Origin of the sequence: Pseudomonas sp. SWRI77, assembly GCF_014269105.1 — a bacterium.
In the GTDB taxonomy this organism is placed as follows: Bacteria; Pseudomonadota; Gammaproteobacteria; order Pseudomonadales; family Pseudomonadaceae; genus Aquipseudomonas; species Aquipseudomonas capeferrum.
Map to the genome: position 1 here is coordinate 157,730 of NZ_JABWRV010000004.1, position 25,391 is coordinate 183,120.

31 protein-coding genes are annotated in these 25,391 nt (G+C 62.7%); 18 read left to right on the forward strand and 13 right to left on the reverse strand.

The window, feature by feature from the left end:
- Nucleotides 1-55: 55 nt before the first annotated feature.
- The 6 genes from ispF to rpoS all read left to right on the forward strand — a co-directional run bounded on the left by ispF (nucleotide 56) and on the right by rpoS (nucleotide 5,162).
- Complete coding sequence (gene ispF / locus HU766_RS05995; protein ID WP_033700858.1) at nucleotides 56-529, forward strand: 2-C-methyl-D-erythritol 2,4-cyclodiphosphate synthase; 474 nt, start codon at nucleotides 56-58, stop codon at nucleotides 527-529.
- Nucleotides 526-1,584, forward strand: coding sequence for a tRNA pseudouridine(13) synthase TruD (gene truD / locus HU766_RS06000; protein WP_186654507.1), 1,059 nt, complete (start codon nucleotides 526-528; stop codon nucleotides 1,582-1,584). The genes ispF and truD overlap by 4 nt, the downstream gene beginning before the upstream one ends.
- A complete protein-coding gene (gene surE / locus HU766_RS06005; RefSeq protein ID WP_033700856.1) occupies nucleotides 1,572-2,321 on the forward strand; it encodes a 5'/3'-nucleotidase SurE in 750 nt (249 codons plus the stop codon). Before truD ends, surE begins: the two co-directional genes overlap by 13 nt.
- Before the next feature lie 35 nt (nucleotides 2,322-2,356).
- Nucleotides 2,357-2,995 (forward strand): protein-L-isoaspartate(D-aspartate) O-methyltransferase, encoded by a 639-nt coding sequence (locus HU766_RS06010; protein WP_186654682.1) that lies wholly within the window; start codon nucleotides 2,357-2,359, stop codon nucleotides 2,993-2,995.
- Nucleotides 2,996-3,188: 193 nt separating this feature from the next.
- Entirely contained in the window at nucleotides 3,189-4,046 is an 858-nt protein-coding gene (locus tag HU766_RS06015) for a peptidoglycan DD-metalloendopeptidase family protein (protein ID WP_186654510.1), read from the forward strand.
- Between the two features lie 108 nt (nucleotides 4,047-4,154).
- Complete coding sequence (gene rpoS, locus HU766_RS06020; protein WP_033700853.1) at nucleotides 4,155-5,162, forward strand: RNA polymerase sigma factor RpoS; 1,008 nt, start codon at nucleotides 4,155-4,157, stop codon at nucleotides 5,160-5,162.
- 500 nt (nucleotides 5,163-5,662) lie between these two features.
- Here rpoS and fdxA read toward each other — a convergent pair whose 3' ends face one another.
- Together fdxA and mutS are read right to left on the reverse strand one after the other, a co-directional pair.
- Nucleotides 5,663-5,986 (reverse strand): ferredoxin FdxA, encoded by a 324-nt coding sequence (gene fdxA, locus HU766_RS06025; RefSeq protein ID WP_027595821.1) that lies wholly within the window; start codon nucleotides 5,984-5,986, stop codon nucleotides 5,663-5,665.
- 140 nt (nucleotides 5,987-6,126) lie between these two features.
- Entirely contained in the window at nucleotides 6,127-8,700 is a 2,574-nt protein-coding gene (gene mutS, locus HU766_RS06030) for a DNA mismatch repair protein MutS (RefSeq protein WP_033700852.1), read from the reverse strand.
- A 184-nt stretch (nucleotides 8,701-8,884) separates the two neighbouring features.
- Here mutS and HU766_RS06035 point away from each other — a divergent pair, with 184 nt between their 5' ends.
- The 4 genes from HU766_RS06035 to recX all read left to right on the forward strand — a co-directional run bounded on the left by HU766_RS06035 (nucleotide 8,885) and on the right by recX (nucleotide 12,153).
- Nucleotides 8,885-9,952 carry a hypothetical protein gene (locus tag HU766_RS06035; protein ID WP_186654513.1) on the forward strand — a complete coding sequence of 356 codons (1,068 nt, stop codon included), beginning with the start codon at nucleotides 8,885-8,887 and terminating at the stop codon, nucleotides 9,950-9,952.
- 54 nt (nucleotides 9,953-10,006) lie between these two features.
- Nucleotides 10,007-10,489 (forward strand): CinA family protein, encoded by a 483-nt coding sequence (locus tag HU766_RS06040; protein ID WP_186654515.1) that lies wholly within the window; start codon nucleotides 10,007-10,009, stop codon nucleotides 10,487-10,489.
- A gap of 103 nt (nucleotides 10,490-10,592) precedes the next feature.
- Nucleotides 10,593-11,660 (forward strand): recombinase RecA, encoded by a 1,068-nt coding sequence (gene recA / locus HU766_RS06045; protein ID WP_033700849.1) that lies wholly within the window; start codon nucleotides 10,593-10,595, stop codon nucleotides 11,658-11,660.
- A gap of 22 nt (nucleotides 11,661-11,682) precedes the next feature.
- A complete protein-coding gene (gene recX, locus HU766_RS06050; protein WP_186654519.1) occupies nucleotides 11,683-12,153 on the forward strand; it encodes a recombination regulator RecX in 471 nt (156 codons plus the stop codon).
- Between the two features lie 175 nt (nucleotides 12,154-12,328).
- On the opposite strand, the gene HU766_RS06055 is transcribed toward recX, so the two are convergent.
- A complete protein-coding gene (locus HU766_RS06055) occupies nucleotides 12,329-13,447 on the reverse strand; it encodes an LOG family protein (protein ID WP_033700846.1) in 1,119 nt (372 codons plus the stop codon).
- Between the two features lie 304 nt (nucleotides 13,448-13,751).
- Here HU766_RS06055 and HU766_RS06060 point away from each other — a divergent pair, with 304 nt between their 5' ends.
- Nucleotides 13,752-13,964 carry a hypothetical protein gene (locus HU766_RS06060; protein ID WP_033700845.1) on the forward strand — a complete coding sequence of 71 codons (213 nt, stop codon included), beginning with the start codon at nucleotides 13,752-13,754 and terminating at the stop codon, nucleotides 13,962-13,964.
- A 9-nt stretch (nucleotides 13,965-13,973) separates the two neighbouring features.
- Here HU766_RS06060 and HU766_RS06065 read toward each other — a convergent pair whose 3' ends face one another.
- A complete protein-coding gene (locus HU766_RS06065) occupies nucleotides 13,974-14,393 on the reverse strand; it encodes a quorum-sensing-regulated virulence factor family protein (RefSeq protein ID WP_033700844.1) in 420 nt (139 codons plus the stop codon).
- Between the two features lie 217 nt (nucleotides 14,394-14,610).
- Here HU766_RS06065 and HU766_RS06070 point away from each other — a divergent pair, with 217 nt between their 5' ends.
- The 3 genes from HU766_RS06070 (at nucleotide 14,611) to HU766_RS06080 (ending at nucleotide 16,631) form a co-directional block, all read left to right on the forward strand.
- Complete coding sequence (locus HU766_RS06070; protein WP_033700842.1) at nucleotides 14,611-15,321, forward strand: tRNA-uridine aminocarboxypropyltransferase; 711 nt, start codon at nucleotides 14,611-14,613, stop codon at nucleotides 15,319-15,321.
- A gap of 223 nt (nucleotides 15,322-15,544) precedes the next feature.
- Nucleotides 15,545-16,195 (forward strand): response regulator transcription factor ErdR, encoded by a 651-nt coding sequence (gene erdR, locus HU766_RS06075; protein WP_027595831.1) that lies wholly within the window; start codon nucleotides 15,545-15,547, stop codon nucleotides 16,193-16,195.
- A gap of 73 nt (nucleotides 16,196-16,268) precedes the next feature.
- A complete protein-coding gene (locus HU766_RS06080; RefSeq protein ID WP_027595832.1) occupies nucleotides 16,269-16,631 on the forward strand; it encodes a diacylglycerol kinase in 363 nt (120 codons plus the stop codon).
- Here the strand turns inward: HU766_RS06080 and finR are convergent.
- Nucleotides 16,628-17,554 carry a LysR family transcriptional regulator FinR gene (gene finR, locus HU766_RS06085; protein WP_033700841.1) on the reverse strand — a complete coding sequence of 309 codons (927 nt, stop codon included), beginning with the start codon at nucleotides 17,552-17,554 and terminating at the stop codon, nucleotides 16,628-16,630. The two genes, HU766_RS06080 and finR, sit on opposite strands and share 4 nt — an antisense overlap.
- 120 nt (nucleotides 17,555-17,674) lie before the next feature.
- Between finR and fpr the strand changes: the two genes are divergently transcribed.
- Nucleotides 17,675-18,454: a ferredoxin-NADP reductase gene (gene fpr / locus HU766_RS06090; RefSeq protein ID WP_033700840.1), complete on the forward strand. Its 780-nt coding sequence runs from the start codon at nucleotides 17,675-17,677 to the stop codon at nucleotides 18,452-18,454.
- A gap of 89 nt (nucleotides 18,455-18,543) precedes the next feature.
- On the opposite strand, the gene HU766_RS06095 is transcribed toward fpr, so the two are convergent.
- Together HU766_RS06095 and HU766_RS06100 are read right to left on the reverse strand one after the other, a co-directional pair.
- Entirely contained in the window at nucleotides 18,544-19,038 is a 495-nt protein-coding gene (locus tag HU766_RS06095) for a SprT family zinc-dependent metalloprotease (RefSeq protein WP_186654522.1), read from the reverse strand.
- Nucleotides 19,039-19,178: 140 nt separating this feature from the next.
- Nucleotides 19,179-19,778 (reverse strand): Yip1 family protein, encoded by a 600-nt coding sequence (locus tag HU766_RS06100; protein ID WP_033700838.1) that lies wholly within the window; start codon nucleotides 19,776-19,778, stop codon nucleotides 19,179-19,181.
- Between the two features lie 262 nt (nucleotides 19,779-20,040).
- On the opposite strand from HU766_RS06100, the gene ttcA reads away from it, so the two are divergent.
- Together ttcA and HU766_RS06110 are read left to right on the forward strand one after the other, a co-directional pair.
- On the forward strand, nucleotides 20,041-20,865 hold the full coding sequence (gene ttcA / locus HU766_RS06105) for a tRNA 2-thiocytidine(32) synthetase TtcA (RefSeq protein WP_033700837.1): 825 nt from the start codon (nucleotides 20,041-20,043) through the stop codon (nucleotides 20,863-20,865).
- 4 nt (nucleotides 20,866-20,869) lie between these two features.
- On the forward strand, nucleotides 20,870-21,541 hold the full coding sequence (locus HU766_RS06110; protein WP_186654525.1) for a DNA-3-methyladenine glycosylase I: 672 nt from the start codon (nucleotides 20,870-20,872) through the stop codon (nucleotides 21,539-21,541).
- A 30-nt stretch (nucleotides 21,542-21,571) separates the two neighbouring features.
- On the opposite strand, the gene HU766_RS06115 is transcribed toward HU766_RS06110, so the two are convergent.
- Genes HU766_RS06115 through arsC form a run of 3 tightly spaced genes read right to left on the reverse strand, consistent with a single transcriptional unit; the run spans nucleotide 21,572 to nucleotide 22,933 of the window.
- Complete coding sequence (locus tag HU766_RS06115; RefSeq protein WP_186654529.1) at nucleotides 21,572-21,985, reverse strand: DUF2069 domain-containing protein; 414 nt, start codon at nucleotides 21,983-21,985, stop codon at nucleotides 21,572-21,574.
- Nucleotides 21,978-22,583 carry an NAD(P)H:quinone oxidoreductase gene (gene wrbA / locus HU766_RS06120; protein WP_033700833.1) on the reverse strand — a complete coding sequence of 202 codons (606 nt, stop codon included), beginning with the start codon at nucleotides 22,581-22,583 and terminating at the stop codon, nucleotides 21,978-21,980. The genes HU766_RS06115 and wrbA overlap by 8 nt, the downstream gene beginning before the upstream one ends.
- Entirely contained in the window at nucleotides 22,580-22,933 is a 354-nt protein-coding gene (gene arsC / locus HU766_RS06125) for an arsenate reductase (glutaredoxin) (RefSeq protein ID WP_186654541.1), read from the reverse strand. Before arsC ends, wrbA begins: the two co-directional genes overlap by 4 nt.
- An 85-nt stretch (nucleotides 22,934-23,018) precedes the next feature.
- Between arsC and HU766_RS06130 the strand changes: the two genes are divergently transcribed.
- A complete protein-coding gene (locus HU766_RS06130) occupies nucleotides 23,019-23,483 on the forward strand; it encodes a TlpA disulfide reductase family protein (protein ID WP_033700831.1) in 465 nt (154 codons plus the stop codon).
- A 33-nt stretch (nucleotides 23,484-23,516) separates the two neighbouring features.
- Here the strand turns inward: HU766_RS06130 and HU766_RS06135 are convergent, their stop codons facing one another.
- From HU766_RS06135 to HU766_RS06145, 3 genes are read right to left on the reverse strand one after another with little or no spacing between them, the layout of a single operon-like run.
- Nucleotides 23,517-23,921 carry an META domain-containing protein gene (locus tag HU766_RS06135; RefSeq protein ID WP_186654544.1) on the reverse strand — a complete coding sequence of 135 codons (405 nt, stop codon included), beginning with the start codon at nucleotides 23,919-23,921 and terminating at the stop codon, nucleotides 23,517-23,519.
- Nucleotides 23,918-24,355 (reverse strand): hypothetical protein, encoded by a 438-nt coding sequence (locus HU766_RS06140; protein WP_033700828.1) that lies wholly within the window; start codon nucleotides 24,353-24,355, stop codon nucleotides 23,918-23,920. The genes HU766_RS06135 and HU766_RS06140 overlap by 4 nt, the downstream gene beginning before the upstream one ends.
- Nucleotides 24,356-24,386: 31 nt before the next feature.
- Nucleotides 24,387-25,376 carry a 2-hydroxyacid dehydrogenase gene (locus HU766_RS06145; RefSeq protein WP_186654546.1) on the reverse strand — a complete coding sequence of 330 codons (990 nt, stop codon included), beginning with the start codon at nucleotides 25,374-25,376 and terminating at the stop codon, nucleotides 24,387-24,389.
- Nucleotides 25,377-25,391 lie beyond the last annotated feature (15 nt).

Below are 25,391 nucleotides of genomic sequence, written 5' to 3' on the forward strand. Positions count from 1 at the left end.
CAATACGGCACAAAGCAGGTAGAATCACGCCCTGACTCAATCAGGGCGTTTTTCTATGCGTATTGGCCATGGCTACGATGTGCACCGTTTCTGTGACGGTGATTTCATTACCCTGGGCGGGGTCCGTATCCCCCACAAACATGGCCTTCTGGCCCACTCCGACGGTGACGTGCTGCTGCACGCCCTCAGCGATGCCTTGCTCGGTGCCGCTGCGTTGGGTGACATTGGCAAGCACTTCCCCGATACCGACCCGCAGTTCAAGGGCGCCGACAGCCGTGCCTTGTTGCGCCATGTGGTCGGCATCGTCCAGGGCAAGGGCTGGAAGGTGGGCAACGTCGACGCCACCATCGTCGCCCAGGCACCGAAAATGGCGCCGCACATCGAGACCATGCGCCAGTTGATCGCCGAGGACCTGCAGGTGGAACTCGACCAAGTCAACGTCAAGGCCACCACCACCGAGAAGCTGGGCTTCACCGGCCGTGAGGAGGGTATCGCCGTGCACGCGGTGGCCCTGCTGCTGCCAGCATGACCGAACTGGAACTGCTGGGCCCGCGCGCATCGGGCGAACCCCTGGGGACTGCGGTACTCAAGGCCGTGGCTGAAGACTTCCAGGTCGACGAGGTGCTGGACATTCCGTTGTCCGGCCAAGGTGAGCACCTGTGGCTGTGGGTTGAAAAACGCGACCTCAACACCGAAGAAGCCGCCCGCCGACTGGCTCGCGCCGCTGGCGTACCGGCCCGTTCGATCAGCTATGCCGGGCTCAAGGACCGCCAGGCCCTGACCCGCCAGTGGTTCAGCCTGCACCTGCCCGGCAAGGTCGACCCCGACCTGTCGCGTGCCGAGGATGCCAGCCTGCGCGTGCTCAAACAGGTACGCCACCAGCGCAAGCTGCAGCGTGGCGCGCATTCGGCCAACGGCTTCACCCTGCGCCTGACCGGCCTTGCCGCCGATCATCAGGCGCTGGACGCGCGCCTGGAAGCGCTCAAGCAGCACGGTGTGCCGAACTACTTCGGCAGCCAGCGCTTCGGCCATGCTGGTGGCAATGTCCACGACGCGCTCGACTGGGCCGCACGCAAAGCCCTGCCCGAGCAGCGCAACGTGCGTTCGCGCCTGCTCTCGGCGGGGCGCAGCTACCTGTTCAACCAGATCCTCGCGGCCCGTGTTGCAGACGGTAGCTGGGCACGTGCGCAGGTCGGTGACCTCCTGGCATTCACCACTAGCCGTAGTTTCTTTCCTGCTACAGAGCAGGAATGTTCAGATCCGCGGCTGGATATTCTCGATCTGCATCCCACCGGTGCGTTGTGGGGCGAGGGCGAAACGCCCGCCGCAGGCGCCACTGGCGAGTTGGAAGCGGCAATTGCGGCACGGCAGCCGGCACTTTGCCATTGGCTGGCCCAAGCGGGCATGGATCACGAACGGCGCATTCTGCGGCTCCCTATTGGCGGCCTGACGTGGCATTATCCGGAGCCTGATATCCTGCAACTGGAATTCGTCCTTCCGGCCGGATGCTTCGCCACTGTAGTAGTGCGCGAAGTCGTGGATCTGGTGCCGGCAGGGCAGACGGACAGCCCATGCGTATTCTGATTTCGAACGACGACGGTGTTACCGCACCAGGCCTCGCCGCGCTGCATGCTGCGCTGGTGGATTACGCCGAGTGCGTGGTAATTGCCCCGGATCAAGACAAGAGCGGCGCCAGCAGTTCGCTGACGCTGGACCGGCCGCTGCATCCGCAGACCCTGGCCAACGGCTTCATCAGCCTCAACGGCACGCCGACCGACTGCGTGCACCTGGGGCTCAACGGGCTGTTGGCGCAGACGCCGGACATGGTGGTGTCGGGGATCAACCTGGGGGCCAACCTGGGCGACGACGTGCTGTATTCGGGCACGGTCGCCGCCGCGCTGGAAGGCCGCTTCCTGGGCAACACGTCGCTGGCGTTTTCGTTGCTGTCGCGCCAGCCCGACAACCTGCCCACCGCAGCCTACATCGCCCGGCGCCTGGTGGAGGCGCAGTCGCGCCTGCAGTTGCCGCCGCGTACCGTGCTCAACGTCAACATTCCCAACCTGCCGCTGGAGCATATCCGTGGCATCCAGCTCACCCGCCTCGGTCACCGGGCGCGGGCGGCGGCACCGACCAAGGTGGTCAACCCGCGCGGCAAGGAAGGTTACTGGATTGCCGTGGCTGGTGATGCGGAGGACGGTGGCCCTGGCACGGACTTCCACGCGGTGATGCAAGGCTACGTATCGATCACCCCGCTGCAACTCGACCGCACCTTCAACGATGCTTTCGAACAGCTCGACGGTTGGCTGGAGGGCCTGCTCTGATGCGCGAGGACGATATGCTGCGCCGGGGTATCGGCATGACCTCCCAGCGCACCCGGGAGCGGCTGATACAGCGCCTGTGCGAAGAGGGCGTGTCGAACACCAAGGTGCTCGATGCGATCCGCCGTACCCCGCGCCACCTGTTCGTCGACGAGGCCTTGGCGCATCGCGCCTACGAAGACACCGCACTGCCTATCGGCCACAACCAGACCATCTCGCAGCCGTTCATGGTGGCGCACATGAGCGAACTGCTGCTAGAGGCAGGGCCGCTGGACAAGGTGCTGGAGATCGGCACTGGCTCGGGTTACCAGACGGCGATACTTGCCCAACTGGTCGAGCGGGTGTTCTCGGTGGAGCGCATCAAGGTGCTGCAGGATCGCGCCAAGGAGCGCCTGGTGGAGCTGAACCTGCGTAACGTGGTGTTCCGCTGGGGGGATGGTTGCGAGGGCTGGCAGGCGTTGGCACCCTACAATGGCATCATCGTCACCGCAGTGGCGCCCGAAGTGCCACAAGCACTGCTCGACCAGTTGGCGCCAGGCGGGCGCATGGTGATTCCGGTGGGCCCGGCAGGCGAGGCGCAGCAGTTGATGCTGATTGTGCGCGAGGAACACGGGTTCTCCCGGCGTGTCCTCGGGGCCGTGCGCTTCGTGCCGTTGCTCAATGGCCCGCTGGCCTGAACCACGGAATATTTACGGCAGCGACGAATTCTTGCGCCATCGCCCTGTCTATCTGGCGGGGTGATTCGCTATGGCGCTGCCGGTAGCGGGCTTTTGCAGCCGCCCACCTAATGCAGGTGGGCTCGGTTATAATTGCAACAATATTGCATTTCTTATCGTTATTTCGGTATTCGGCACCATGAGGGGAGCGCGGGTGGGGCACACAGGCATTCGGCAGCGCAAGGATTGGGCGGGTTTCAAGCTTCTGGTGCTTGCACTGGCCATGGGCACCTTGCTGGCGGGTTGCTCCAGCACCAGCTCGACGAGTGCGCGGGTGGTCGACCGTAACAATGCAGCGCCCAAGCGGCCGACGGTGACCTCCGGGCAATACATCGTCAAGCCGGGCGATACGCTGTTCTCCATCGCCTTCCGTTATGGCTGGGACTACAAGGAGCTGGCTGCCCGTAACGGCATCCCGGCGCCGTATACCATTCGCCCCGGCCAGCCGATTCGATTCAGCAGTGGTTCCACGGGCAGCACCACGGTGGTGTCCAGCCCGTCGTCCTCGAGCAAGACCACGGTCATCCGTCGGCCTGTTGGCAGCGCCGGCAGCGCACCTGCCAGTGCCACCAAGCCGGCAACCACGGTCCCGACAACCCCTGCGCCGGTGGTGGCTACCGTGCCGGCTGCAGAGCGTGCGGTAGGGGGCTGGACCTGGCCGGCCAACGGCGTGCTGATTGGAAAATTTGCTTCAAACGGTAGTTTGAATAAAGGCATTGATATCGCCGGTGATTTGGGACAGCCTGTTTTTGCTGCGTCTGGTGGTGCAGTGGTCTACGCCGGGAGTGGCTTGCGGGGCTACGGCGAGCTGATCATCATCAAGCACAGCGATACCTACGTCAGTGCCTACGGTCACAACCGCAGGCTTTTGGTTCGGGAGGGGCAGCAGGTCAAGGCTGGGCAGTCGATTGCTGAAATGGGGTCCACGGGCACTGATCGGGTGAAGCTGCATTTCGAGATTCGCCGCCAGGGCAAACCCGTCGATCCACTCCAGTTCCTGCCACGCCGTTGATTGTTGTACCCGGCCTGTTCCTGTGATGTAGAGGGGACAGGCTCCAGCGCTGCCAGGGATACAGGTGCCGCTCGAGTCTGAGTTCGAACTCAGCAAAGGACTATAACAATGGCTCTCAATAAAGAAGCGCCGGAGTTTGACATCGACGATGACGTCCTCCTAATGGAGACGGGCATCGTTTTGGAAACGGATGTGGTGTCAGACGAACCTGCTGTACCTTCGGTTCGGACCAGGGCCAAGTCCGGCTCTTCGCTCAAGCAGCACAAGTACATCGATTACACTCGGGCACTTGATGCTACCCAGTTGTACCTCAACGAAATCGGCTTCTCGCCTCTGCTGTCGCCGGAGGAGGAAGTGCATTTTGCGCGCCTGTCGCAAAAAGGCGACCCCGCCGGCCGCAAGCGCATGATCGAAAGCAACCTGCGCCTGGTTGTCAAAATTGCCCGTCGTTACGTGAATCGCGGCCTGTCGTTGCTCGACCTGATCGAGGAAGGCAACCTGGGGCTGATCCGCGCGGTCGAGAAGTTCGACCCGGAGCGTGGTTTCCGTTTCTCGACCTATGCGACCTGGTGGATTCGCCAGACCATCGAGCGGGCGATCATGAACCAGACCCGCACCATTCGCCTGCCGATCCATGTGGTCAAGGAACTCAACGTTTACCTGCGTGCCGCGCGGGAGCTGACCCAGAAGCTCGACCACGAGCCTTCGCCAGAAGAAATCGCCACCTTGCTGGAGAAGCCTGTCGCTGAGGTCAAGCGCATGCTGGGGCTCAATGAGCGGGTTTCGTCGGTGGACGTTTCCCTTGGCCCAGACTCGGACAAGACGCTGCTCGATACCCTCACCGATGACCGCCCGACCGACCCGTGTGAGCTGCTGCAGGATGACGACCTGTCGCAGAGCATCGATCAGTGGTTGGGAGAGCTGACCGACAAGCAGCGCGAGGTGGTAGTGCGTCGCTTTGGTCTGCGCGGGCACGAGAGTAGCACCTTGGAGGATGTTGGCCTGGAGATCGGCCTGACCCGTGAGCGTGTACGGCAGATCCAGGTAGAGGGGCTCAAGCGTCTGCGCGAGATCCTCGAGAAGAACGGTCTGTCCAGCGAGTCGTTGTTCCAGTAACACGCTGTTCGCAAACACAAAACGCCCCGATAGTTCGGGGCGTTTTTGTATGCGCGCAACAGCACTGCTGCACCGTATCTGCCAGCTGGCATTGTGTAATGCGCCACCCCAGTAACATTGCGTGTAAGCGATTGCTTACTTGTTGTGTAAGCAATCTATGCAACCATCAGTAAATCATTGTCGTTTTCAGATCCGGTTTAATCCTAACTCATTGAAAAACATGATTTATTTGGATGCGAGGAAATGTGTCCACGGCAATATCCTGTGAGGTTCTGCGGTTGTCTGCCCCCCTGAAATCGCTAGTATTCGAACTGTGCACACGGACATGCACAGGCTTTCAGGGAGAAGGCCAAGGACATCGCAAGAAGCGATTTCATCAGGACGATGTTTGGGACAATCAGGGACTACGGAAAAAATGTGGGCGGGTCAAACCGCCCCTTTTTTTTGCCTGCTGAAAATGAAAAAAGGCCCGCATGGGCCTTTTTCGTTTCCGGGCGCTATCAGCGCTCCAGGTCTGCAATCTTGCCAGTCTTGCCATCCCATTCTTCAGCGTCGGGCAGGGCGTCCTTACGCTCGGTGATGTTTGGCCAGATTTCCGCCAGTTCGGCGTTCAGCTCGATGAAGTTCTCCATGCCCGATGGCACTTCGTCTTCCGAGAAGATGGCTTGCGCTGGGCATTCCGGCTCGCACAGTGCGCAGTCGATGCACTCGTCCGGGTGGATGACCAGGAAGTTCGGGCCTTCGTAGAAGCAGTCCACCGGACAGACTTCCACGCAGTCGGTGTATTTGCATTTGATGCAGTTGTCGGTGACGACGAAGGTCATTTCTAGTTCTCTCCTCAGGCGACGGCGGCGGCCCTTCCTCTCAGGGCCGCGCGGTTTACGGGTATGTGGCTGCAGGCCAGGCTAATAACCTGCAGCACCAGCAAACCGCGGCGGATTCTACCAGCTTGTAGTGGGCGCCGTTATAACAGGTTCTTTAGTTGATATAGCATTTCGATAGCTTGGCGCGGGGTCATGTCGTCCAGGTCCAGCTTGCCCAGCTTCTCGATGGCCGGGTGTGGCAGGCTGGCGAACAGATCGCTCTGGTGCGGGACGTGTAGCGCGTCCTTGGCCTTTGTGCTGTGCGGCTGCTCGTGCGGCAGGCTCGCCGTTTCCAGGCGGCCCAGGTGCTCGCGGGCACGCTGGATCACGGCAGTGGGCACCCCGGCCAGTTGGGCCACGGCCAGGCCATAGCTTTGGCTGGCAGGGCCTGGCAGTACGTGGTGCAGGAAGACGATTCGCTCGTTGTGCTCGGTGGCATTCAAGTGCACGTTGGCCACCAGCGGTTCGCTCTCCGGTAGTACCGTGAGTTCGAAGTAGTGCGTGGCGAACAGCGTGTAGGCGCGCAGCTGGGCCAGGCGCTCGGCGGCGGCCCAGGCCAGCGACAGGCCGTCGAAGGTGCTGGTGCCGCGGCCTACTTCGTCCATCAGCACCAGGCTGCGGTCGGTGGCGTTGTGCAGAATATTGGCGGTTTCACTCATCTCGACCATGAAGGTCGAGCGCCCGCCGGCCAGGTCATCACTGGAGCCGATACGGGTGAAGATACGGTCCACCAGCGACAGCTCGCACTGGGCTGCCGGTACGAAGCTGCCGATGTGCGCCATCAGCACGATCAGTGCGGTCTGGCGCATGTAGGTGGACTTACCGCCCATGTTCGGGCCGGTGATGATCAGCATGCGGGTGCTGTTGTCCAGGCCCAGGTCGTTGGCCACGAACGGCGTGGTCAACACTTGCTCGACCACCGGATGCCGGCCCTGTTCGATGCGCAGGCACGGCTCGTCGACGAAGCGGGGGCAGTTCAGGTCGAGGTTCAGTGCGCGCTCGGCGAGGTTGCTCAGCACGTCCAGCTCGGCCAGGGCGGCGGCGCTGTCCTGCAGCGGTGCCAGGTGGCTGATCAGGGTTTCGAGCAAGGCATCGTAGAGCATCTTCTCGCGGGCCAGGGCGCGGCTCTTGGCCGACAGTGCCTTGTCCTCGAACGCCTTGAGCTCCGGCGTGATGAAGCGCTCTGCGCCCTTGAGGGTCTGGCGGCGAATGTAGTCGCCCGGGGCCTGTTCGGCCTGCTTGGTCGGCAGTTCGATGAAGTAGCCGTGCACGCGGTTGTAGCCGACCTTGAGGTTGGCAAGGCCGGTACGGGCCTTCTCGCGGGCTTCCAGGTCGATCAGGAACTGGCCAGCGTTCTCGCTGATCGCCAGCAGCTCGTCCAGCTCATTGTCGTAGCCGGCCTTGAGCACGCCGCCGTCACGGATCACCGCCGGCGGGTTGTCGACCACTGCCCGCTCCAGCAGGCTGGCCAGCTCCGGGTAGGTGCCGGTGATGGCCGCCAGGCGCGCCAGGTGCGGCGCTTCCAGTTCGGCCATGGCGTTCTGCAGCTCGGGCAGGGCGCCGAGGGCATCACGCAGGCGGGCGAGGTCGCGTGGGCGGGCATTGCGCAGGCCGATACGGGCGAGGATCCGCTCGATGTCGCCGATTTCCTTGAGCTGCGGCTGCAGCTTTTCGAAGCGGTAGCCGTCGAGCAGGCAGCGGATAGAGTCCTGGCGCGCCTGCAGCACCTTGAGGTCACGCAGCGGGCGGTTCAGCCAGCGGCTCAGCAAGCGGCTGGCCATGGCGGTTTGGCAGCGGTCGATCACCGACTGCAGGGTGTTGTCGCGCCCGCCCGCCAGGTTGATGTCCAGCTCCAGGTTGCGGCGGCTGGCGCCGTCGAGGATCACCGTGTCGTCCAGGCGTTCGTGGCGCAGGCTGCGCAGGTGCGGCAGGGCAGTACGCTGGGTTTCCTTGGCGTAGGTCAGCAGGCAGCCGGCAGCGCCAATGGCCAGGGTCAGCTTGTCGCAGCCAAAGCCCTTGAGGTCTTTGGTTGCGAACTGCTGGCACAACGCCTTGCGTGCCGAGTCGCGGTCGAAGTCCCAAGGCGCACGGCGGCGCGCGCCGGGGCGCTTCTCGGCGGGCAGGTCGCGCGGCCAGTCGTCGGGGATCAGCAGCTCGACCGGGTTGATGCGTTCGAGCTCGGCCAGCAGGTTTTCCCAGCCCTTGATCTCCTGCACGCTGAAGTTGCCACTGGTGATATCCAGCACCGCCAGGCCAAACAGGCGCTCATCGCCCAGCAGCGCGGCGATCAGGTTGTCGCGGCGCTCGTCGAGCAGCGCTTCGTCGCTGACCGTGCCGGGGGTGATGATGCGCACCACCTGGCGTTCCACCGGGCCCTTGCTGGTGGCTGGGTCGCCAATCTGCTCGCAGATCACCACCGATTCGCCGAGCTTCACCAGTTTGGCCAGGTAACCTTCGAGCGAATGGAAGGGAATGCCGCACATGGGGATGGACTGGCCCGCCGACTGACCGCGCGCGGTCAGCGTGATATCCAGCAGTTTCGCGGCTTTCTTCGCATCTTCGTAGAAGATCTCGTAAAAGTCGCCCATGCGGTAGAACATCAGCTGGTCCGGGTGCTGGTGCTTCAGCTTCCAGTACTGCTGCATCATCGGGGTGTGTGCGGAGAGATCAGACATTCAGGGCCTTACAGCGGGTGATCTGGTTGGCGATGGTAAAACCGGCAATGGTACAGGCTTTTTCATCCAGATGCAGGCGGCTGCGGTAGGGCATGTGCGCGCAGTTCGGCGGGCAGTGATGGAGCTTCGCCGATTACTCCACTAGAATGCTCGGCCTTTTTGCCTGCCCCCAGCCGTGACGTAGATGAACCTGTCCAGCAGTGTCCCTTATGTAAAGCAACAGCTGATCTACCTCCTTTATGGTGAGCGCCGGATTTATCAGCTAGAGGCCAAGTTCAGCATCCTCACAGCCCTGGCTCGCTGCAAGCCGGCCGAGCTGCCGGTGATCCGTGTGCTGACCGACCAGCCGCAGGCCTTCGCAGGGTGGCCCGTCGAGGTGATCGCGCTGGATGAGCAGACGCTGCACGCCTGGACCGGGGACGGTGGCTACACGCATCGGCGCAAGGCCTGCGCCATTGCCTATGCCGGGCAATGGGCGGACAAGACGGTGTTCATCGATACCGACACGGTCTTCCTGCAAACGCCGCAGAAGCTGTTCAGCCAAGTAGATGTCGGGCAGTACCTGGTGGACGAAATCGAGATGAGCTGGGCCGAGGCGTCACGCAGTGACTACTACCGGGGCTTCACCACAGGGCTTGCCCGTGATGGCGCTGCGCCGGCCGACGAGCTGCTGCTGTGCAACAGCGGCGTCATGGGCTTTACCCGTGACAACGCCGGTATCGCCGAGCGTGCGATCCAGCGTATCGATGCATGGACACCCTACGCGCAAGCGTTGCACACCATCGAGCAGATCGCTTTCTCGTTCGAGTTGCACGGTGCGCAGATCAACCAGGCGCGTGGCGTGATCAGCCACTACTTTGCAATGAAGCAATACATCCACGCCATCCTCGAGATCTTCTTCGCCCGTCACGGTGAACATTTTGCTGCCAAGATGCCTGGCCTGGCCTTGAAGGTGCCGGCGCATCGCCCGGTGCCGTCCTGGCTCAACCGGCTATCGGTCAAGTGGAGCCTCAAGCGCGTGCCACCAGAGCTGCGCGGTATCGGCCGCAAGCTTCTTTATGGCAGTGTCATCGGCAGTGACGATTACCAGCGTGCTTGCAAGGTGATCTGGTGGCGTTCGGCGATCGAGGACATGCGCAAGCTGGGCGGCCTGGATTGGACCCAGGAGTGGCCAGCCGGGCTGCCTCGCCTTGGGCCGCGCGACGAGCTTGCGTTCAGTGCGATTGCCCGGGACAGCCTGAAGGTTTCCTGAGGCTGTACTGGTCATGGGGTGGTAGGGTAGTGCCCAGTCTTCAAGGAGCCTGACATGGACCCGATCACCACGCTTGCCGCCCGCCTGGGCGAACACCTGCGCCGCTTCAACGCCCAGGTGACCACCGCCGAATCCTGCACCGGCGGCGGCATCGCCGAGGCCATCACCCGCATTCCCGGCAGTTCGGCCTGGTTCGAAGCCGGCTACGTGACCTACTCCAATGCCCAGAAAACCCGCCAGCTGCGGGTGCCCGAGGCGCTGTTCGGCCAGGTGGGTGCGGTCAGCCAGGAAGTGGTCGAAGCCATGGCCCGGGGGGCGCAAGCCGCCAGCGGCGCACGGTTTGCGGTGGCGGTGAGCGGGGTGGCTGGGCCAGACGGTGGCTCGCCGGCCAAACCGGTGGGCACCGTGTGGCTGGCCTGGGCCGATGGCAGCCATGTCTTCAGCGAACGCCGCCAGTTTGACGGCGACCGCAATGCGGTGCGCCGACAAACGGTGATCGCCGCGCTAGACGGCTTGTTACAGCTTGGTGCCGAGTAAATCGACGACAGGGGTTTGCTCGCGCGCTTCGCTGTGGAATAATACTGGCTACTTATACAGGTATTCCGGCCATCAGGGCCAAGTCGAACACGTGAGGATTTCAATGGACGACAACAAGAAACGCGCCTTGGCTGCGGCCCTGGGTCAGATCGAACGCCAATTCGGCAAGGGCGCGGTCATGCGCATGGGCGACCACGAGCGCACTGGCATCCCGGCCATCTCCACCGGTTCCCTGGGCCTGGACATTGCCCTCGGTATCGGCGGCCTGCCAAAAGGCCGTATCGTCGAAATCTACGGCCCGGAGTCCTCGGGTAAAACCACCCTGACCCTGTCGGTCATCGCCGAAGCCCAGAAGAACGGCGCCACCTGCGCCTTCGTCGACGCCGAGCACGCCCTCGACCCGGAATACGCCGGCAAGCTGGGTGTCAACGTCGACGACCTGCTGGTTTCGCAGCCGGACACTGGCGAGCAGGCCCTGGAAATCACCGACATGCTGGTGCGTTCCAACGCGGTTGACGTGATCATCGTCGACTCCGTGGCTGCTCTGGTCCCCAAGGCCGAGATCGAAGGCGAGATGGGTGACATGCACGTGGGGCTGCAGGCCCGTCTGATGTCGCAGGCGCTGCGCAAGATCACCGGTAACATCAAGAACGCCAACTGCCTGGTCATCTTCATCAACCAGATCCGTATGAAGATCGGCGTGATGTTCGGCAGCCCGGAAACCACCACCGGTGGTAACGCCCTGAAGTTCTACGCCTCCGTGCGCCTGGACATCCGCCGTACCGGCGCGGTCAAGGAAGGCGATGAAGTGGTCGGCAGCGAAACCCGCGTCAAGATCGTCAAGAACAAGGTCTCGCCGCCGTTCCGTCAGGCCGAGTTCCAGATCCTCTACGGCAAGGGCATCTACCGCAACGGCGAGATCATCGACCTGGGTGTTTCTCAGGGGCTGGTGGAGAAATCCGGTGCCTGGTACGCCTACCAGGGCAACAAGATCGGCCAAGGTAAAGCCAACGCCGCCAAGTACCTGGCTGAGAACCCGGCCATTGGCGCCGAGATCGAGAAGCAGATCCGCGAGAAGCTGCTCAAGGCTGGTGCTGCCGCCGAAGCAGGCAAGGCTGCCGCAGTCGAGGCCAAGGCCGACGACGTGGCTGATGCCGAAGCCGGTTATTGATAGCGGTTGTAGTTAGCCGATTATGTCCGCCGTACTCGACACCCCCGTCGCCATTCGGCGGACAGCCATGGACCTGCTCGCGCGACGTGAGCATGGTCGCGTCGAGCTGACGCGCAAGTTGCGTCAGCGCGGCGCTTCGGATGAGTTGATCGAGCCTGAGCTCGACCGGCTCGCCGAAGAAGGGCTGCTCAGCGAAGTCCGCTACCTCGAAAGCTTCATCCGGTATCGCTCCAATTCCGGCTATGGCCCTGCGCGTATACGCGAAGAGCTTGGCCAGCGCGGCCTGGCGCGTGGCGATATCGATCAGGCATTGCGTGAAAGCGGTGTGGACTGGGCGCAGCGGCTCATGGATGTCTGGCAGCGCAAGTTTGCCGGCCAGCGCCCCCATGACCCCCGCAGCCGTGGCCAGCAGACCCGCTTTCTGGCCTACCGTGGTTTCTCCATGGAGATGATCAGCCGGTTGCTTAGTGGTCGCGACCTCGACGATTACTGAAACCTCACGGTTCCCTGTAGGAGCGGCCTTGCGTCGCGAAAGGGCTGCGCAGCGGCCCCTCTGCTACGACACAGAACCTGGGGCCGCTGCGCAGCCCTTTCGCGACGCAAGGCCGCTCCTACAGAGGCCGCGATATTCGCAGAGGCCGATTTACCCCTACCCGGCGGTGGGTGGTTCAATTGACCTTCAATGCCTCCCTGGCCCGCTGGGTCGTGTGCATGGGCTGCGGCTTGGCCCAGTTCTCCGGCAGGTTGATGAAGTCCACCAGCTCGCGCAGCCGGCCCTGGTCGCGGCCGTTGAAGGCGAACGACAGCCGGGTCAGGTGGCTGAAGTTACCTACCTCATGCTCCGCGCCGCTGTCGGCGTGCTGGTGGTACTTGCCACTCAGGCGCAAATCGGCGAAACCTTCCTGAATGTCATACAGCGCAGCCTCGCTGAGCGGGTGATGCATGCGGATCACGAACTGGTTCTTCAGCCAGCGGCTGGAGTGGTAGTTGCTGTAGAACTGGTTGATTTCCTCCACCGCCTCATCGGCGCTGTGCACCAGGCGCACCAACTTGAGGTCGCTGGGCAGGATGTAGCGGTTCTCTTCGAGCTGGCGGCTGATGAAGGCCAGGCAATCGCGCCAGAAGCTGCCACCGGGTGAGTCGAGCAACACCACCGGCACCAAAGGGCTCTTGCCGGTCTGGATCAGGGTGAGCACTTCGAGTGCTTCATCCAGCGTGCCGAACCCGCCCGGGCAGAGCACCAGGCCATCGGCTTCCTTGACGAAAAACAGCTTGCGAATGAAGAAGAAGTGGAAGGGCAACAGTTTGTCGGTGCCGTCCACCGTGGGGTTGGCATGTTGCTCGAAGGGCAGGGTGATGTTGAAGCCCAGGCTGTGTTCGCTGCCGGCCCCTTCGTGGGCTGCAGCCATGATGCCACCACCGGCGCCAGTAATGACCATCAGGTCGGAGCGGGCCAGGGTGGCGCCCAGCTCGCGGGCCAGGGCGTACATCGGGTGTTCCAGTGGCGTTCGGGCCGAGCCGAATACTGTCACCTTGCGTCGGCCCTTGTAGCGTTCCAGTGCGCGGAACGAGTGGTCCAGCTCGCGCAACGCCTGCAGGGTGATCTTGGCACTCCAGCGATCGGTGTCGTCGTGGGCCATGCGCAGGATGGTCAGCATCATGTCGCGGTACAGGGGCAGATTGGGGCTGTTCGGTGCAACGAGTTGCAGTTGTTCGTCGATCTTGCTCAGGTCGATGTTGTTGTCCCTGAAATGATTGAACAACAGCTCATTGGGTTGGTAAGGCATTCAACGTCTCCTTCTGCAGCAAAACCTCTGACCGGGTCGATGGGGTGTCCCGGCCGCGACACTGCATGCGTCGCTGGCTGCTGATGCTCGAGTGTGCAGTTCGAGCGTTGCAGTAGGCCTTCACGGCCAGGGTGCAGTAGCAATCAATCCATCTCGTCGATTCGGGTGTACTCGATATCAATCTAGACCCTCGCGCCTGATCGTGCCGCAGTCATTGCAGCCGCCGCTGGTCGGCGCGCACCCAATGGCGCTGAGGGTTTGGTTAACTGGGGAAGCGAAACGTATCGATGCAGGAGGTGGCGGTATGCATCGCTTGATCATCGAGGTGGACCAGCAGCTCTATCAGCAGCTGGAAAATGCGGCGCAGGTGCACCACCTGAGCCTTGAGGCAGAGTGTCGTCGCAGGCTTTCGGAGCTGGAGTGCCAGTCACGCTACCTACAGGCGCTTCTGGCAGAATTGCGCGCCGATGCCGAAGAAGAGCAGTGGCGCGCGCCTGATGACCAGCGGGTGGTCTAGGTCATCGGTTTACTTCTTTTTGTTGCCCGCAACGCAGCTGGCGGCATCGAATGCCTGGTCCATGACTGGTTGGTTGGTCTTGTACACCGTGAAGCGATAGACCATTACAGCGCCCTTGGACATCAGGTTACGGTAACCGCTGTTACGGCAAACGCTGTCTCCCAACTGGCTGCGGACTTGTTCCGGGTTACCCTGCATGCGCTCGGCATGGCTTTGGCGCACGCTCAGGTGGTTGACCAGGGCCTTGCCTTCGACGGTGTAGCCTTGGTCGAGGATGTCTTCGTTGACGGCGCGGGGCGTGCCGACGCTGCTCTCTTTGGCGACCTTTTGCAGCATCTTGTTCAGATCGTAGTCCTGCTTGGACGCCGCCTGGGCCGCCAGGGGCAGGGTGAGCAAAAGGCTCAAGGTCGGGACGATAAGGCGCAGCATGTATCTCTCCTGGTTCATTGACTGGCGGTTTGACATGCGCCGGCAGGTGGCGTTCCCTGAGGGTCGCTTGACGGCTGGTCGGGTACGCCAAAGTGTCGATTATAAGGGCCCGGCCAGTCCCGCTGCACGGCAAATGACGCCCGCTCTGGTAGACTTGCGTTTTGAGTTTCCGAGCCCTCGCAGTGTCCATCTTCAACCTTTCCAAAGGCCTGCCAGCATGAGCCACGCGGTAGCGCGCCTGCGCGCCGAACGCCTGGCCCGCAGCAACAAGCCGTTCATTGCCCGGGGTTCTCGGGCCGTCCGTTGCCCGCAATGCCGGGTCATTGCCAGCCATTGCCTGTGTGCCTGGAAGCCCCGGGTGCCGGCGGAGTCGGGTGTGTGCCTGCTGATGCACGACACCGAGCCACTCAAACCGACCAACACCGGTTGGCTGATTGCCGACCTGGTCGAGGACACCTCGGCCTTCGGCTGGCAGCGCACTGCAGTCGATGACAACCTGCTGGCGCTGCTCGAACAGCCTCAATGGCAGCCCTATATCGTCTTCCCCGGCGAGTTCGTTGCCCAAGAGCGGGTAGTCAACCAGGTGGTGCGCGAGCCCGGTAAACGGCCGTTGTTCATACTGCTCGACGCCACTTGGACCGAGGCGCGCAAGATGTTTCGCAAGAGCCCGTACCTGGACCGTTTCCCGGTGCTGAGCCTTGAAGCCGAACAGATGTCGCGCTACCGCTTGCGCCGTTCCAAGCGTGACGACCACTTCTGCACGGCGGAAGTGGCCGCCATGTGCCTGGAACTGGCTGGCGATCAGCGTGCCTCGCAGGCCCTGGACGCCTACCTGGACGTGTTCAGCCTGCACTACCTGAGCGCCAAGCGGCATTTGCCGCTGGACGAGCAGGACGACGCGCATCAGCGTTTGCATACCTTCCTATAGTCCAAGGGGCAGTGATGCCGGATTGGTTCATAATGACGGGGCTGGCAGCCAGGGTGGGCGAGGACGGCAGGGCAATTGTCTTGACCACCCCGACCGTGCTCGGCATCCTTGGCGCCGATTCGGGCACGCCGAAAATGCTGTTACCCCGGACTTTGCCGTGCCTTTCCGCCAAGCGCCCTGACTACCCCGCACGCGCCTGGCACAGAACAGGATCCTTAGATCGATGGCCACTTACGAAATCCTGATTGCCGATGACCACCCGCTGTTTCGTGGCGCCCTGCGCCAGGCTGTTACCCTGGGCCTTGGCGCCGATGTACGCCTGGTTGAAGTTGCGAGCATTGCCGAACTGGAAACCCGCCTGAGCGAGAAAGCCGACTGGGATTTGGTGCTGTTGGACCTCAACATGCCGGGCGCCTATGGCTTCTCCGGGCTGGTCCTGTTGCGTGGGCAATACCCGCAGATCCCCGTGGTGATGGTATCGGCGCAGGAAGAAGCAGCGGTTGTGGTCAAGTCGCGCGAATTTGGCGCCAGTGGCTTCATCCCCAAGTCCAGCCCGCTGGAAGTGATTCAGGACGCCGTGCGCAAGGTGCTGGACGGCGAGGTCTGGTGGCCACCGCAGGCGTTCGAGAAAGTCGACGTTTCGGCTGAGGCCAAGGCCGCCAGCGAAGGGCTGGCCAGCCTCACGCCGCAGCAGTTCCGCGTACTGACCATGGTTTGTGAAGGTTTGCTGAACAAGCAGATCGCCTACGAGCTCAGCGTCTCGGAGGCCACCATCAAGGCCCACGTGACGGCGATCTTCCGCAAGCTGGGCGTGCGTACTCGCACCCAGGCGGCCTTGTTGCTGCAACAACTTGAATCGGTTGCCAGCCACTAACTGCCTGCCTCTTCACGCTTTTTTGACCCACGCTGGATTAGTCTGCCGGCCTTTTATCGGTGAAGTGACGCACATGTCGCCATTCAAAGGCCAGACCGGCCTCAAACGCATCTTCAACGCCGCCGGCTATTCGCTGGACGGCTTGCGCGCTGCCTTCAAGGGCGAGGCCGCGTTCCGTCAGCTGGTCCTGCTCAACGTGCTGCTGATCCCGACGGCCTTCTGGCTGCCGGTCAGCCGCGCAGAGCGGGCGATCATGATCGCGGTGTGCCTGCTGGGCCTGATCGTCGAGCTGTTCAACTCGGCGGTGGAAGCCGCCATCGACCGTATTTCGCTTGAGCGCCACCCCTTGTCGAAAAACGCCAAGGACATGGGCAGCGCCGCGCAACTGGTGGCGCTGACCATGGTTGCCCTGGTCTGGGGTGTGATTCTGCTCTAGGCGATTGGTGGCAGCACGATCTCGTCACTGCGGGTAAAGCCCGCGGTGAAGTTGCGGCACAACTCAAGAAACTCGCGCATGGCCGACGTCTGGTACTTCTGCTTGTGCCAGATGAAGTAGAACTGGCGCATCAAGTCCAGCTCCGGCGTTTCCACCGGTACCAGGCTGCCGCGGCGGAACGCATCGCGCAGGGCCAGGCGCGAGATGCAGCCGATGCCCAGGCCTGATTCCACCGCGCGCTTGATGGCCTCGGTATGTTCCAGCTCCAGGCGGATGTTGAGGTTGGCGCGATGATGGCGCATGGCCTGGTCAAAGGTCAGGCGTGTACCGGAGCCCTGCTCGCGAAGAATCCAGGCTTCCTGGGACAATGTCTGGATATCCGCGTGGCCTAGCGTCGCCAAGGGGTGTTGTGGCGCGCAGAACACTACCAGCTCGTCCTCGACCCAAGGCTGAACTTCAAGGTCAGGGTGGTTGCAATCGCCTTCGATCAGACCCAGATCAATTTCGTAGTGGGCGACCTGGTGCACGATATGCGCAGTGTTCTGCACGTGCAGCTTGACCTGGCTTTCCGGGTGCACCTGCATGAAGCTGCCGATCAGCAGGGTCGCCAGGTAGTTGCCGATGGTCAGTGTGGCGCCGACCGCCAGCGAACCGAAGGCGGACTTGCCATTGAGCAGATCTTCGATTTCCTTGGCCTGGTCGAGCAGGGCCACGGCCTGCGGCAGCAGTTGATGGCCCAGGGCGTTGAGGCTCAGGCGTTTGCCGGCGCGATCGAACAGCTGACAGCTGGATTGGCGCTCAAGCTCGGTGATGGAGGTACTGGCAGCCGACTGCGACAGCGACAGCAGGCCGGCGGCTCGAGAGACGCTTTGATGCTGGGCCACGGCGACGAAGACTTGAAGCTGACGGAGTGTGAATCGCATATCTATATAACCGATAACACATATCTTGATAATTCAGTTAACAGATATTGTCGCTGCCCCTAAACTATCGCGCAACTGCGCGTTTTGCGCGCGCTGCGTCTTTCTTCAGGAGCCCCATCGATGAGCAACATGAACCACGAACGTGTCCTCAGTGTGCACCACTGGAACGACACTCTGTTCAGCTTCAAGTGCACCCGTGACCCGGGCCTGCGCTTCGAGAACGGTCAGTTCGTGATGATCGGCCTGCAGCAGGAAACCGGTCGCCCGCTCATGCGCGCCTATTCCATCGCCTCGCCGAACTGGGAAGAGCACCTGGAGTTCTTCAGCATCAAGGTGCCGGACGGCCCGCTGACTTCCCAGTTGCAGCACTTGAAGGAAGGCGACGAGATCATCATCAGCAAGAAGCCTACCGGTACCTTGGTCCTCGACGACCTGAACCCGGGCAAGCACCTCTACCTGCTGAGCACCGGCACTGGCCTGGCCCCTTTCATGAGCGTCATCCAGGACCCGGAAACCTACGAGCGCTTCGAGAAGGTGATCCTGGTTCACGGCGTGCGTTACGTGAACGAGGTGGCCTACCGCGAGTTCATCACCGAGCACCTGCCGCAGAACGAGTTCTTCGGTGAGTCGGTACGCGACAAGCTGATCTACTACCCGACCGTGACCCGCGAGCCGTTCGAGAACCAGGGCCGACTGACCGACCTGATGCGCAGCGGCAAACTGTTCAGCGACATCGGCCTGCCGCCGATCAACCCGCAGGACGACCGCGCGATGATCTGCGGCAGCCCAAGCATGCTGGATGAGACCAGCGAAGTGCTGGACAGCTTCGGCCTGAAAGTCTCCGCCCGTATGCGTGAGCCGGGTGACTACCTGATCGAGCGTGCCTTCGTCGAGAAGTAAGGCGCAGGCTGGTACGAAAAAGGCGACCCTCGGGTCGCCTTTTTTTTGCTGCTGAGGGAGGTGCTGTTTGCGGGGGAGGTCGGTGCGGGCTATTCGACGCGCGTCTCGCCGCTGTACACCAGAATCTCCCGGCAGCGCTTGCACAGGTACCGTCGCCCCTGGCGCACCAGCTTGTGCCGCTGTGCGGTAAACGGGAAATCACCTTGTGGGCACGGGCAGCGATAGATGTAGCGGGTTACCACGCGCCGTTGCACTTCATAGTTGTGGCAACGGTTGGGTGGCAGCTCATACACCCCACGCATGATCAGTTGCCACTCTTCGCCATGGGCCTGGATGCGCTCGCCAAACAGCTGGTGAGCCACCAGGTGCGCCACCTCGTGGGCGACGGTCTGGCGCAGGAAGTCTTCGTGGTTTTCGCGGTACAGCTGCAGGTTGAAGCGCAGCAGGTTCTCGTGCAGGTGGGCAACGCCGGCCTTCTGACCGCGCAGTTTGAAGCTGACTTCCGGGCGCGGGAAGGGGCGTTTGAAGAAGGTTTCGGCTTGCTGGTAACAGGTTTCGACGCGTTGTCTGAGCAGCTCTGGCATGGCGGGGTAATTCTCCTTGCCGGGCATTATGCCGCAAGCCTTGGCGGCTTGCCGAGCCACCGGTCAGCGCACAGCCAGAGGCCGCCTTGCGGCGGCCTCTGGTTGATGCCCCAGTGTTGGTTGGATCTCGTTGGGTTGCTCTAGTTGGTGTAGACGGGCCCCACGCCCAGTCCCCAGATGATCACGGTCGCGGCCATGATCGCCACCAGTACCACAAGGCCTACCGCCAGCACCGAGCTGGAAAACAGGAAGCCTTCATCGGATGGAATGTTCATGAACGTCGGCAAGCCGACATACAACAGGTACACGGTGTAGCAGATGGCTGCAGTGCCGAGCAGCATGCCCAGCCACAGGTGCGGGTAGAGCGCCGCCAGGCCGCCGAGGAACAACGGCGTGGCGGTGTAGGTGGCGAAGGCAATGCACTGCGCCATGGACGGGTTGGCATCGTAGGTGCGCGCCATCCAGTGGATGAACGCGCCCATTACCGCCACCCCGGCGAGCATCGCCAGGTAGGACATGATGCTCATCCAGATAGCGCTTTCCATGGTCAGCATCACTGCCGGCCGGTCGCCAATCACCCAGCCGACCTGGGTGGTACCGATGAATGCGGAAACGGCAGGGATCGCCGCCAGGATCAAGGTGTGCGTCAGGTACATGTGGCTGATGGATTCTTCTTCGCCACGAATTTCCCGCCATTCCTGATCGGGATGGGTAAACAGCCCCACAACGTGATGAATCATGCCGATCACTCCTCTCAATGTTGCCAAACGCCCCCCAGATGGAGCGCAAGCGGCCCGAGGCCCGAACACCAATGCAAGCGGTAATGTGGCCTTATGTCGCAGTATAGGAAGCCGTTACCTGCACAAACCGCGCTTTTTAGAGCAAATTGCGCTGTAAGACCGCCTGCTGATTACCTTGAAGTCTTTATCGGAATGCCTACAGCGCCGCGCGGTTTGTGCGTAAAATAGCCGGCTTTTGTCACACCTCGCGGATCCAAGCGCTATGGGCACCCTCTCGGTCAACCAGAACAAACTGCAAAAACGCCTGCGTCGTCTCGCTGGCGAAGCCATCACCGACTACAACATGATCGAGGATGGCGACAAGGTCATGGTCTGCCTGTCCGGCGGCAAGGACAGCTACACCATGCTCGACGTTCTGTTGCACCTGCAAAAGGTGGCGCCGATCTCGTTCGAGATCGTGGCGGTGAACATGGACCAGAAGCAGCCCGGCTTCCCCGAGCATGTGCTGCCGGCCTACCTCAAGACCCTGGGCGTCGAGTACCACATCGTCGAGAAAGACACCTACTCGGTGGTCAAGGAACTGATCCCCGAAGGCAAGACCACCTGCTCGCTGTGCTCGCGCCTGCGCCGTGGCACCTTGTACACCTTCGCCGACGAAATCGGCGCGACCAAGATGGCGCTGGGGCACCACCGCGACGACATGGTCGAGACGTTCTTCCTCAACATGTTCTTCAATGGCTCGCTCAAGGGCATGCCACCCAAGCTGCGTGCCGACGATGGCCGTAACGTGGTGATCCGCCCGCTGGCCTACTGCAGCGAGAAGGACATCCAGGCCTACTCGGACATGCGCGAATTCCCGATCATCCCGTGCAACCTGTGCGGCTCGCAGGAAAACCTGCAACGCCAAGTGGTCAAGGACATGCTGGTGGAGTGGGAGCGCAAGCACCCGGGCCGTACCGAGAGCATCTTCCGCGCCATGCAGAACGTCGCGCCGTCGCAGTTGGCGGACCGCAACCTGTTCGATTTCACCAGCCTGAAGATCGACGAAAGCGCCACGCCGCGTTTTCTCGACGTGCTGAACATCTGACCCCATGCGCGATTACCAGTGGCTGCATGAGTACTGCCTGAACCGCTTCGGCTCGGCCCAGGCCCTTGAGGCCTTTCTGCCGCAGCCACGCACGCCTGCGCAACTGCGTGGCATCAGTGACGATCGCTACCTGTCGACCTTGGCCCTGCGCGTGTTCCGCGCCGGGCTCAAGCACAGCCTGGTGGATGCCAAGTGGCCGGCATTCGAGCAAGTGTTCTTTGGCTTCGATCCGCACAAGGTGGTGCTGATGGGCGCCGAGCACCTGGAGCGGTTGATGCAGGACGAGCGCATCATCCGCCACCTGGGCAAGCTCAAGAGCGTGCCGCGCAATGCGCAGATGGTGCTTGATGTGGCAAAGGAGAAGGGCAGTTTCGGCGCGTTCATCGCCGACTGGCCGGTGACCGACATCGTCGGCTTGTGGAAGTACCTGGCCAAGCAGGGCAACCAGTTGGGCGGCTTGTCGGCACCGCGCTTCTTGCGCATGGTCGGCAAGGATACGTTTATCCCGACCGACGACATGGCCGCCGCGCTGATTGCGCAGAAGGTGATCGACAAGCAACCGACCAGCCAGCGAGACCTGGCCTTGGTGCAGCAGGCGTTCAACCAGTGGCACGAAGAGAGCGGGCGGCCGTTGTGCCAGTTGTCGGTGATGCTGGCGCATACCGTCAACCACTGAAATTGCGGGGGCTGCAAAGCAGCCCTGAACTCAAGCCCCTTCGCCCGCCAGGCGCCGCTCATGCTGGAACTTCCAGCGCACGAACAGCAGCGCGCTGACGAACAGCCCCAGGCTCACGATCACCTCAATCCAGCCAAACACCGCCCGCGCCGGGTCGAACGCCGCCAGCACCCCCTTGATGAAGTAGATGTTCACCACAAAGCAGGTCCAGGCATGCGCCCGGGCACTGCCCGTGAGCATACCCGGCAGCAGCAACAGCAGCGGCACCAGCTCGACCGCCAGAATTACCTCGACCCGTGCCCCGTGCAAGTTGGCGAACCACAGGTTGTTCGCCACCAGCAACGCGATCAGCCCAAAAAAGCAGGCCAGGCTCAACGCCCGCGTCAGGCGCAGGCGCGGTGCCAGCCAGTCCAGCGGCGGCAACACCTTGGGCTTTCTAGCCACGCGCGGCCTCCAGGGCCTTGGCCGTGGTTGCCAGGCGTTGGCCGAGGGCGCGGCACAGGGTGATTTCGTGCTGATCGAGCTCACGCTTGCCGTCGGCACCGGCATGGTGGCTGGCGCCGTACGGTGTACCGCCGCCACGCGTTTCGAGCAATGCCGACTCGCTGTAGGGCAGGCCCATCACCAGCATGCCGTGGTGCATCAGCGGCAGCATCATCGACAGCAGGGTGGTTTCCTGGCCACCGTGCAGGCTGGCGGTGGAGGTGAACACCCCAGCCGGCTTGCCGACTAGCTCACCGCCCAGCCACAGGCTGCTGGTGCCGTCGAGGAAGTACTTCAGCGGCGCGGCCATGTTGCCGAAGCGGGTCGGGCTGCCCAGCACCAGGCCGGCGCAATGGCGCAGGTCGTCGAGGGTGGCGTACAGCGCGCCGCTGGCCGGGATGTCCGGGGCCACGGCTTCGCATTCGGTAGAAATCGCCGGCACCGTGCGCAGGCGTGCCTCCATACCGGCCATTTCGATACCGCGGGCGATGTGCCGGGCCATCTCGCTGGTGGAGCCATGGCGGCTGTAATACAACACCAGGATGAAGGGCTGGCTCACGGCAGGATCTCCAGCACCTTCTCCGGCGGGCGGCCGATCACGGCGCGGTCGCCGGCCACCAGGATCGGCCGCTCGATCAGCTTAGGGTGCTTAGCCATGGCGTCGATCAGTTGCGCGTCGGTCAGGGCCGGGTTGGCCAGGTTCAGGTCCTTGTATTCGTCTTCGCCGGTGCGCAGCAGCTGGCGCGGGGCGATCCCCAGCTTGCCGAGCAGGGCTGCCAGGGTGGCGGTGTCCGGCGGTGTCTCGAGGTAGCGCACGATGGTTGGCGTCAGGCCACGGGCTTCGAGCAGTTCCAGCGCGCCGCGGGATTTAGAGCAGCGCGGGTTATGATAGAGCGTCAGGTCAGTCATGTCGGGTCGCATCCAGCTGGGTGTGGCGGCTATTCTAACCGCAGCGACTGAACCATTTGCTTGAAACTTCGAGAAGGATTGACCCATGGCAAGGCGTTTGGCAGCAGTACTGGCCATCACCGCGAGCCTTTTGCTCGGTGGTTGCGGTGCCGACTACGGCGTGGACCAACACGGCAACACGGTAAAGGCCGAGCAGATCGAGGGGCACTGGCTGGTGCTCAACTACTGGGCCGAATGGTGCGGCCCGTGCCGTACCGAAATCCCTGAACTGAACGCGGCGGCCAAGCAATGGGCAGCGGACGGTATCAAGGTGGTTGGGGTGAACTTCGATGGCTTGCAGGGCCAGGACCTGAAGCAGGCTGCCGACACCTTGGGCATCGGCTTTACCGTGCTGGCGCAGGACCCGGCCGAGCGTTATGAGCTGCCACGCAGCGAGGCGCTGCCGGTGACCTACATCATCGATGACAAGGGCAAGGTGCGTGAGCAACTGATGGGTGAGCAGACCCTGGAAGGGCTGCAGGCCAAGATCAAGGCGCTGAAGGGCGCTTGATGTAAATGGGGCTGCACAGCAGCCCCATTACCTTCAGCCTTCCTCAGGCCAGAACCGCAATGGCTTGCCCTCGGCCGGCCAGAAGCGCAACTGCTCCACCGGCGACACATCCCAGCGCTGTACGGTCTCCAGCGCCTGCAAGAAGCGTTTTTCCTGCTCCATCAGCGCCGGTGCGCACAGTTTGCGGGTTTTGCCGACCTTGCCGAAGCTCAGCTGCTCGCCGTCCAGCGTATAAGGTGCAAACCAGTGGTTGCAGCCACCATTGCCATACGCGCGACCATCACTGGCCAGGGTCAGGGTGAGGTGGCTGTAGTCAATCAGCGGGCGCTCGCCGATCCACTCCAGCACATAGCTGCGCTCCTGCTGCAGCTTCGACGGTTGCGCGGCGCAGCCGAGCAGGCTGGTGGCAATCAGCACGCCGGTCAGCAGATTTTTCACGCAGCGCTCTCCTGGCAACGCGGGCACAGGTGCTTTTCGCCACGGCTGGCCCAGCCCAGCTCAGCGATACGTGCGCTGGCAGCCGGTTGGCGGGCTTTCTTGCCCAGCTTGGCGTCCACCGCGAACTCGAAATCCAGCAGTGCGTCGCACTGGTCGCACGCGACCTGCCAGTTGAGGATTTCCAGTTCGTTGAACACCGGGCCGCTGGCCACGGCGACCCACTGGCCGCGCGGGTTGATCAGGTGTCGCACGCTTTCCACGGACAGGCGCATGGACAAGTCCTTGCTGCCCTTGAGGGTGACCAGCAAAGTGTCGCCCTTGTGCATCGAACCGCCGTTGCCGGTCACCTGATAGCGGCCGGGTACCAGGGCGCGGCACTCGATCAGGGTGTGTTGCGGGTTGAATAGGGTGTAGCGGAAATCGTGCTCGACCATGGGTCCTCCAGAAATGCCGCGTATCCTAGCATTAACCCAATACCAGATTCTGTGGATTGCCTGCCATCCAGCAGTTGATGTTGTCCAGCGTGGTGGTGGCGATGGCGTCCAGGGCTTCGCGGGTCAGGAAGGCCTGGTGAGCGGTGACGATCACGTTGGGGAAGGTCAGCAGCCGGGCCAGCACGTCGTCTTGCAGTGGCAGGTCGGAGCGGTCTTCGAAAAACAGCTGGGCCTCTTCCTCGTACACATCCAGGCCAAGGTAGCCGAGCTGGCCGCGCTTGAGCGCGTCGATCAGGGCCGGGGTGTCGACCAGGGCTCCTCGGCCGGTGTTGATCAGCATCGCCCCGGGTTGCAACTGCGCGAGGCTCTGCGCGTTGATCAGGTGCCGGGTGTGCTCGGTCAGCGGGCAATGCAGGCTGATGATGCGCGCTTCGCGCAGCAACTCGGGCAGTGCCAGGTAGCGGGCGCCGAGGGCCAGCAGCTCCGGGTTGGGGTAGGGGTCGTAGGCCAGCAACTGGCAGCCGAAGCCGGCCATGATGCGGGCGAAGGCAACGCCGATCTGGCCGGTGCCGACCACCCCGACGGTCTTGCCGTGCAGGTCGAAGCCGGTCAGGCCGTGCAAAGTGAAGTCGCCTTCGCGGGTGCGGTTGTAGGCCCGGTGCAGCCGCCGGTTGAGGGCGAGGATCAGGGCCACGGCGTGCTCGGCCACGGCGTGTGGCGAGTAGGCCGGTACCCGTACCACGGCCAGACCCAGGCGTTGGGCGGCGTTCAGGTCGACATGGTTGTAGCCCGCCGAGCGCAGGGCGATCAGGCGCGTGCCGCCCGCAGCCAGGCGCGCCAGCACCTGGGCGTCGAGTTCATCGTTGATGAAGGCGCAGACCACCTCGTAGCCATCGGCGAGGGGCGCGGTGTCCAGGGTCAGGCGGGCAGGCTGGAAGTGCAGGTCCAATAAAGTGCCGGCGGCGGCCTGGGTAAAACTCTCCTGGTCGTAGTGCTGGCTGCTGAACAACAGGGCGCGCATGGTCGGGCTTCCTTT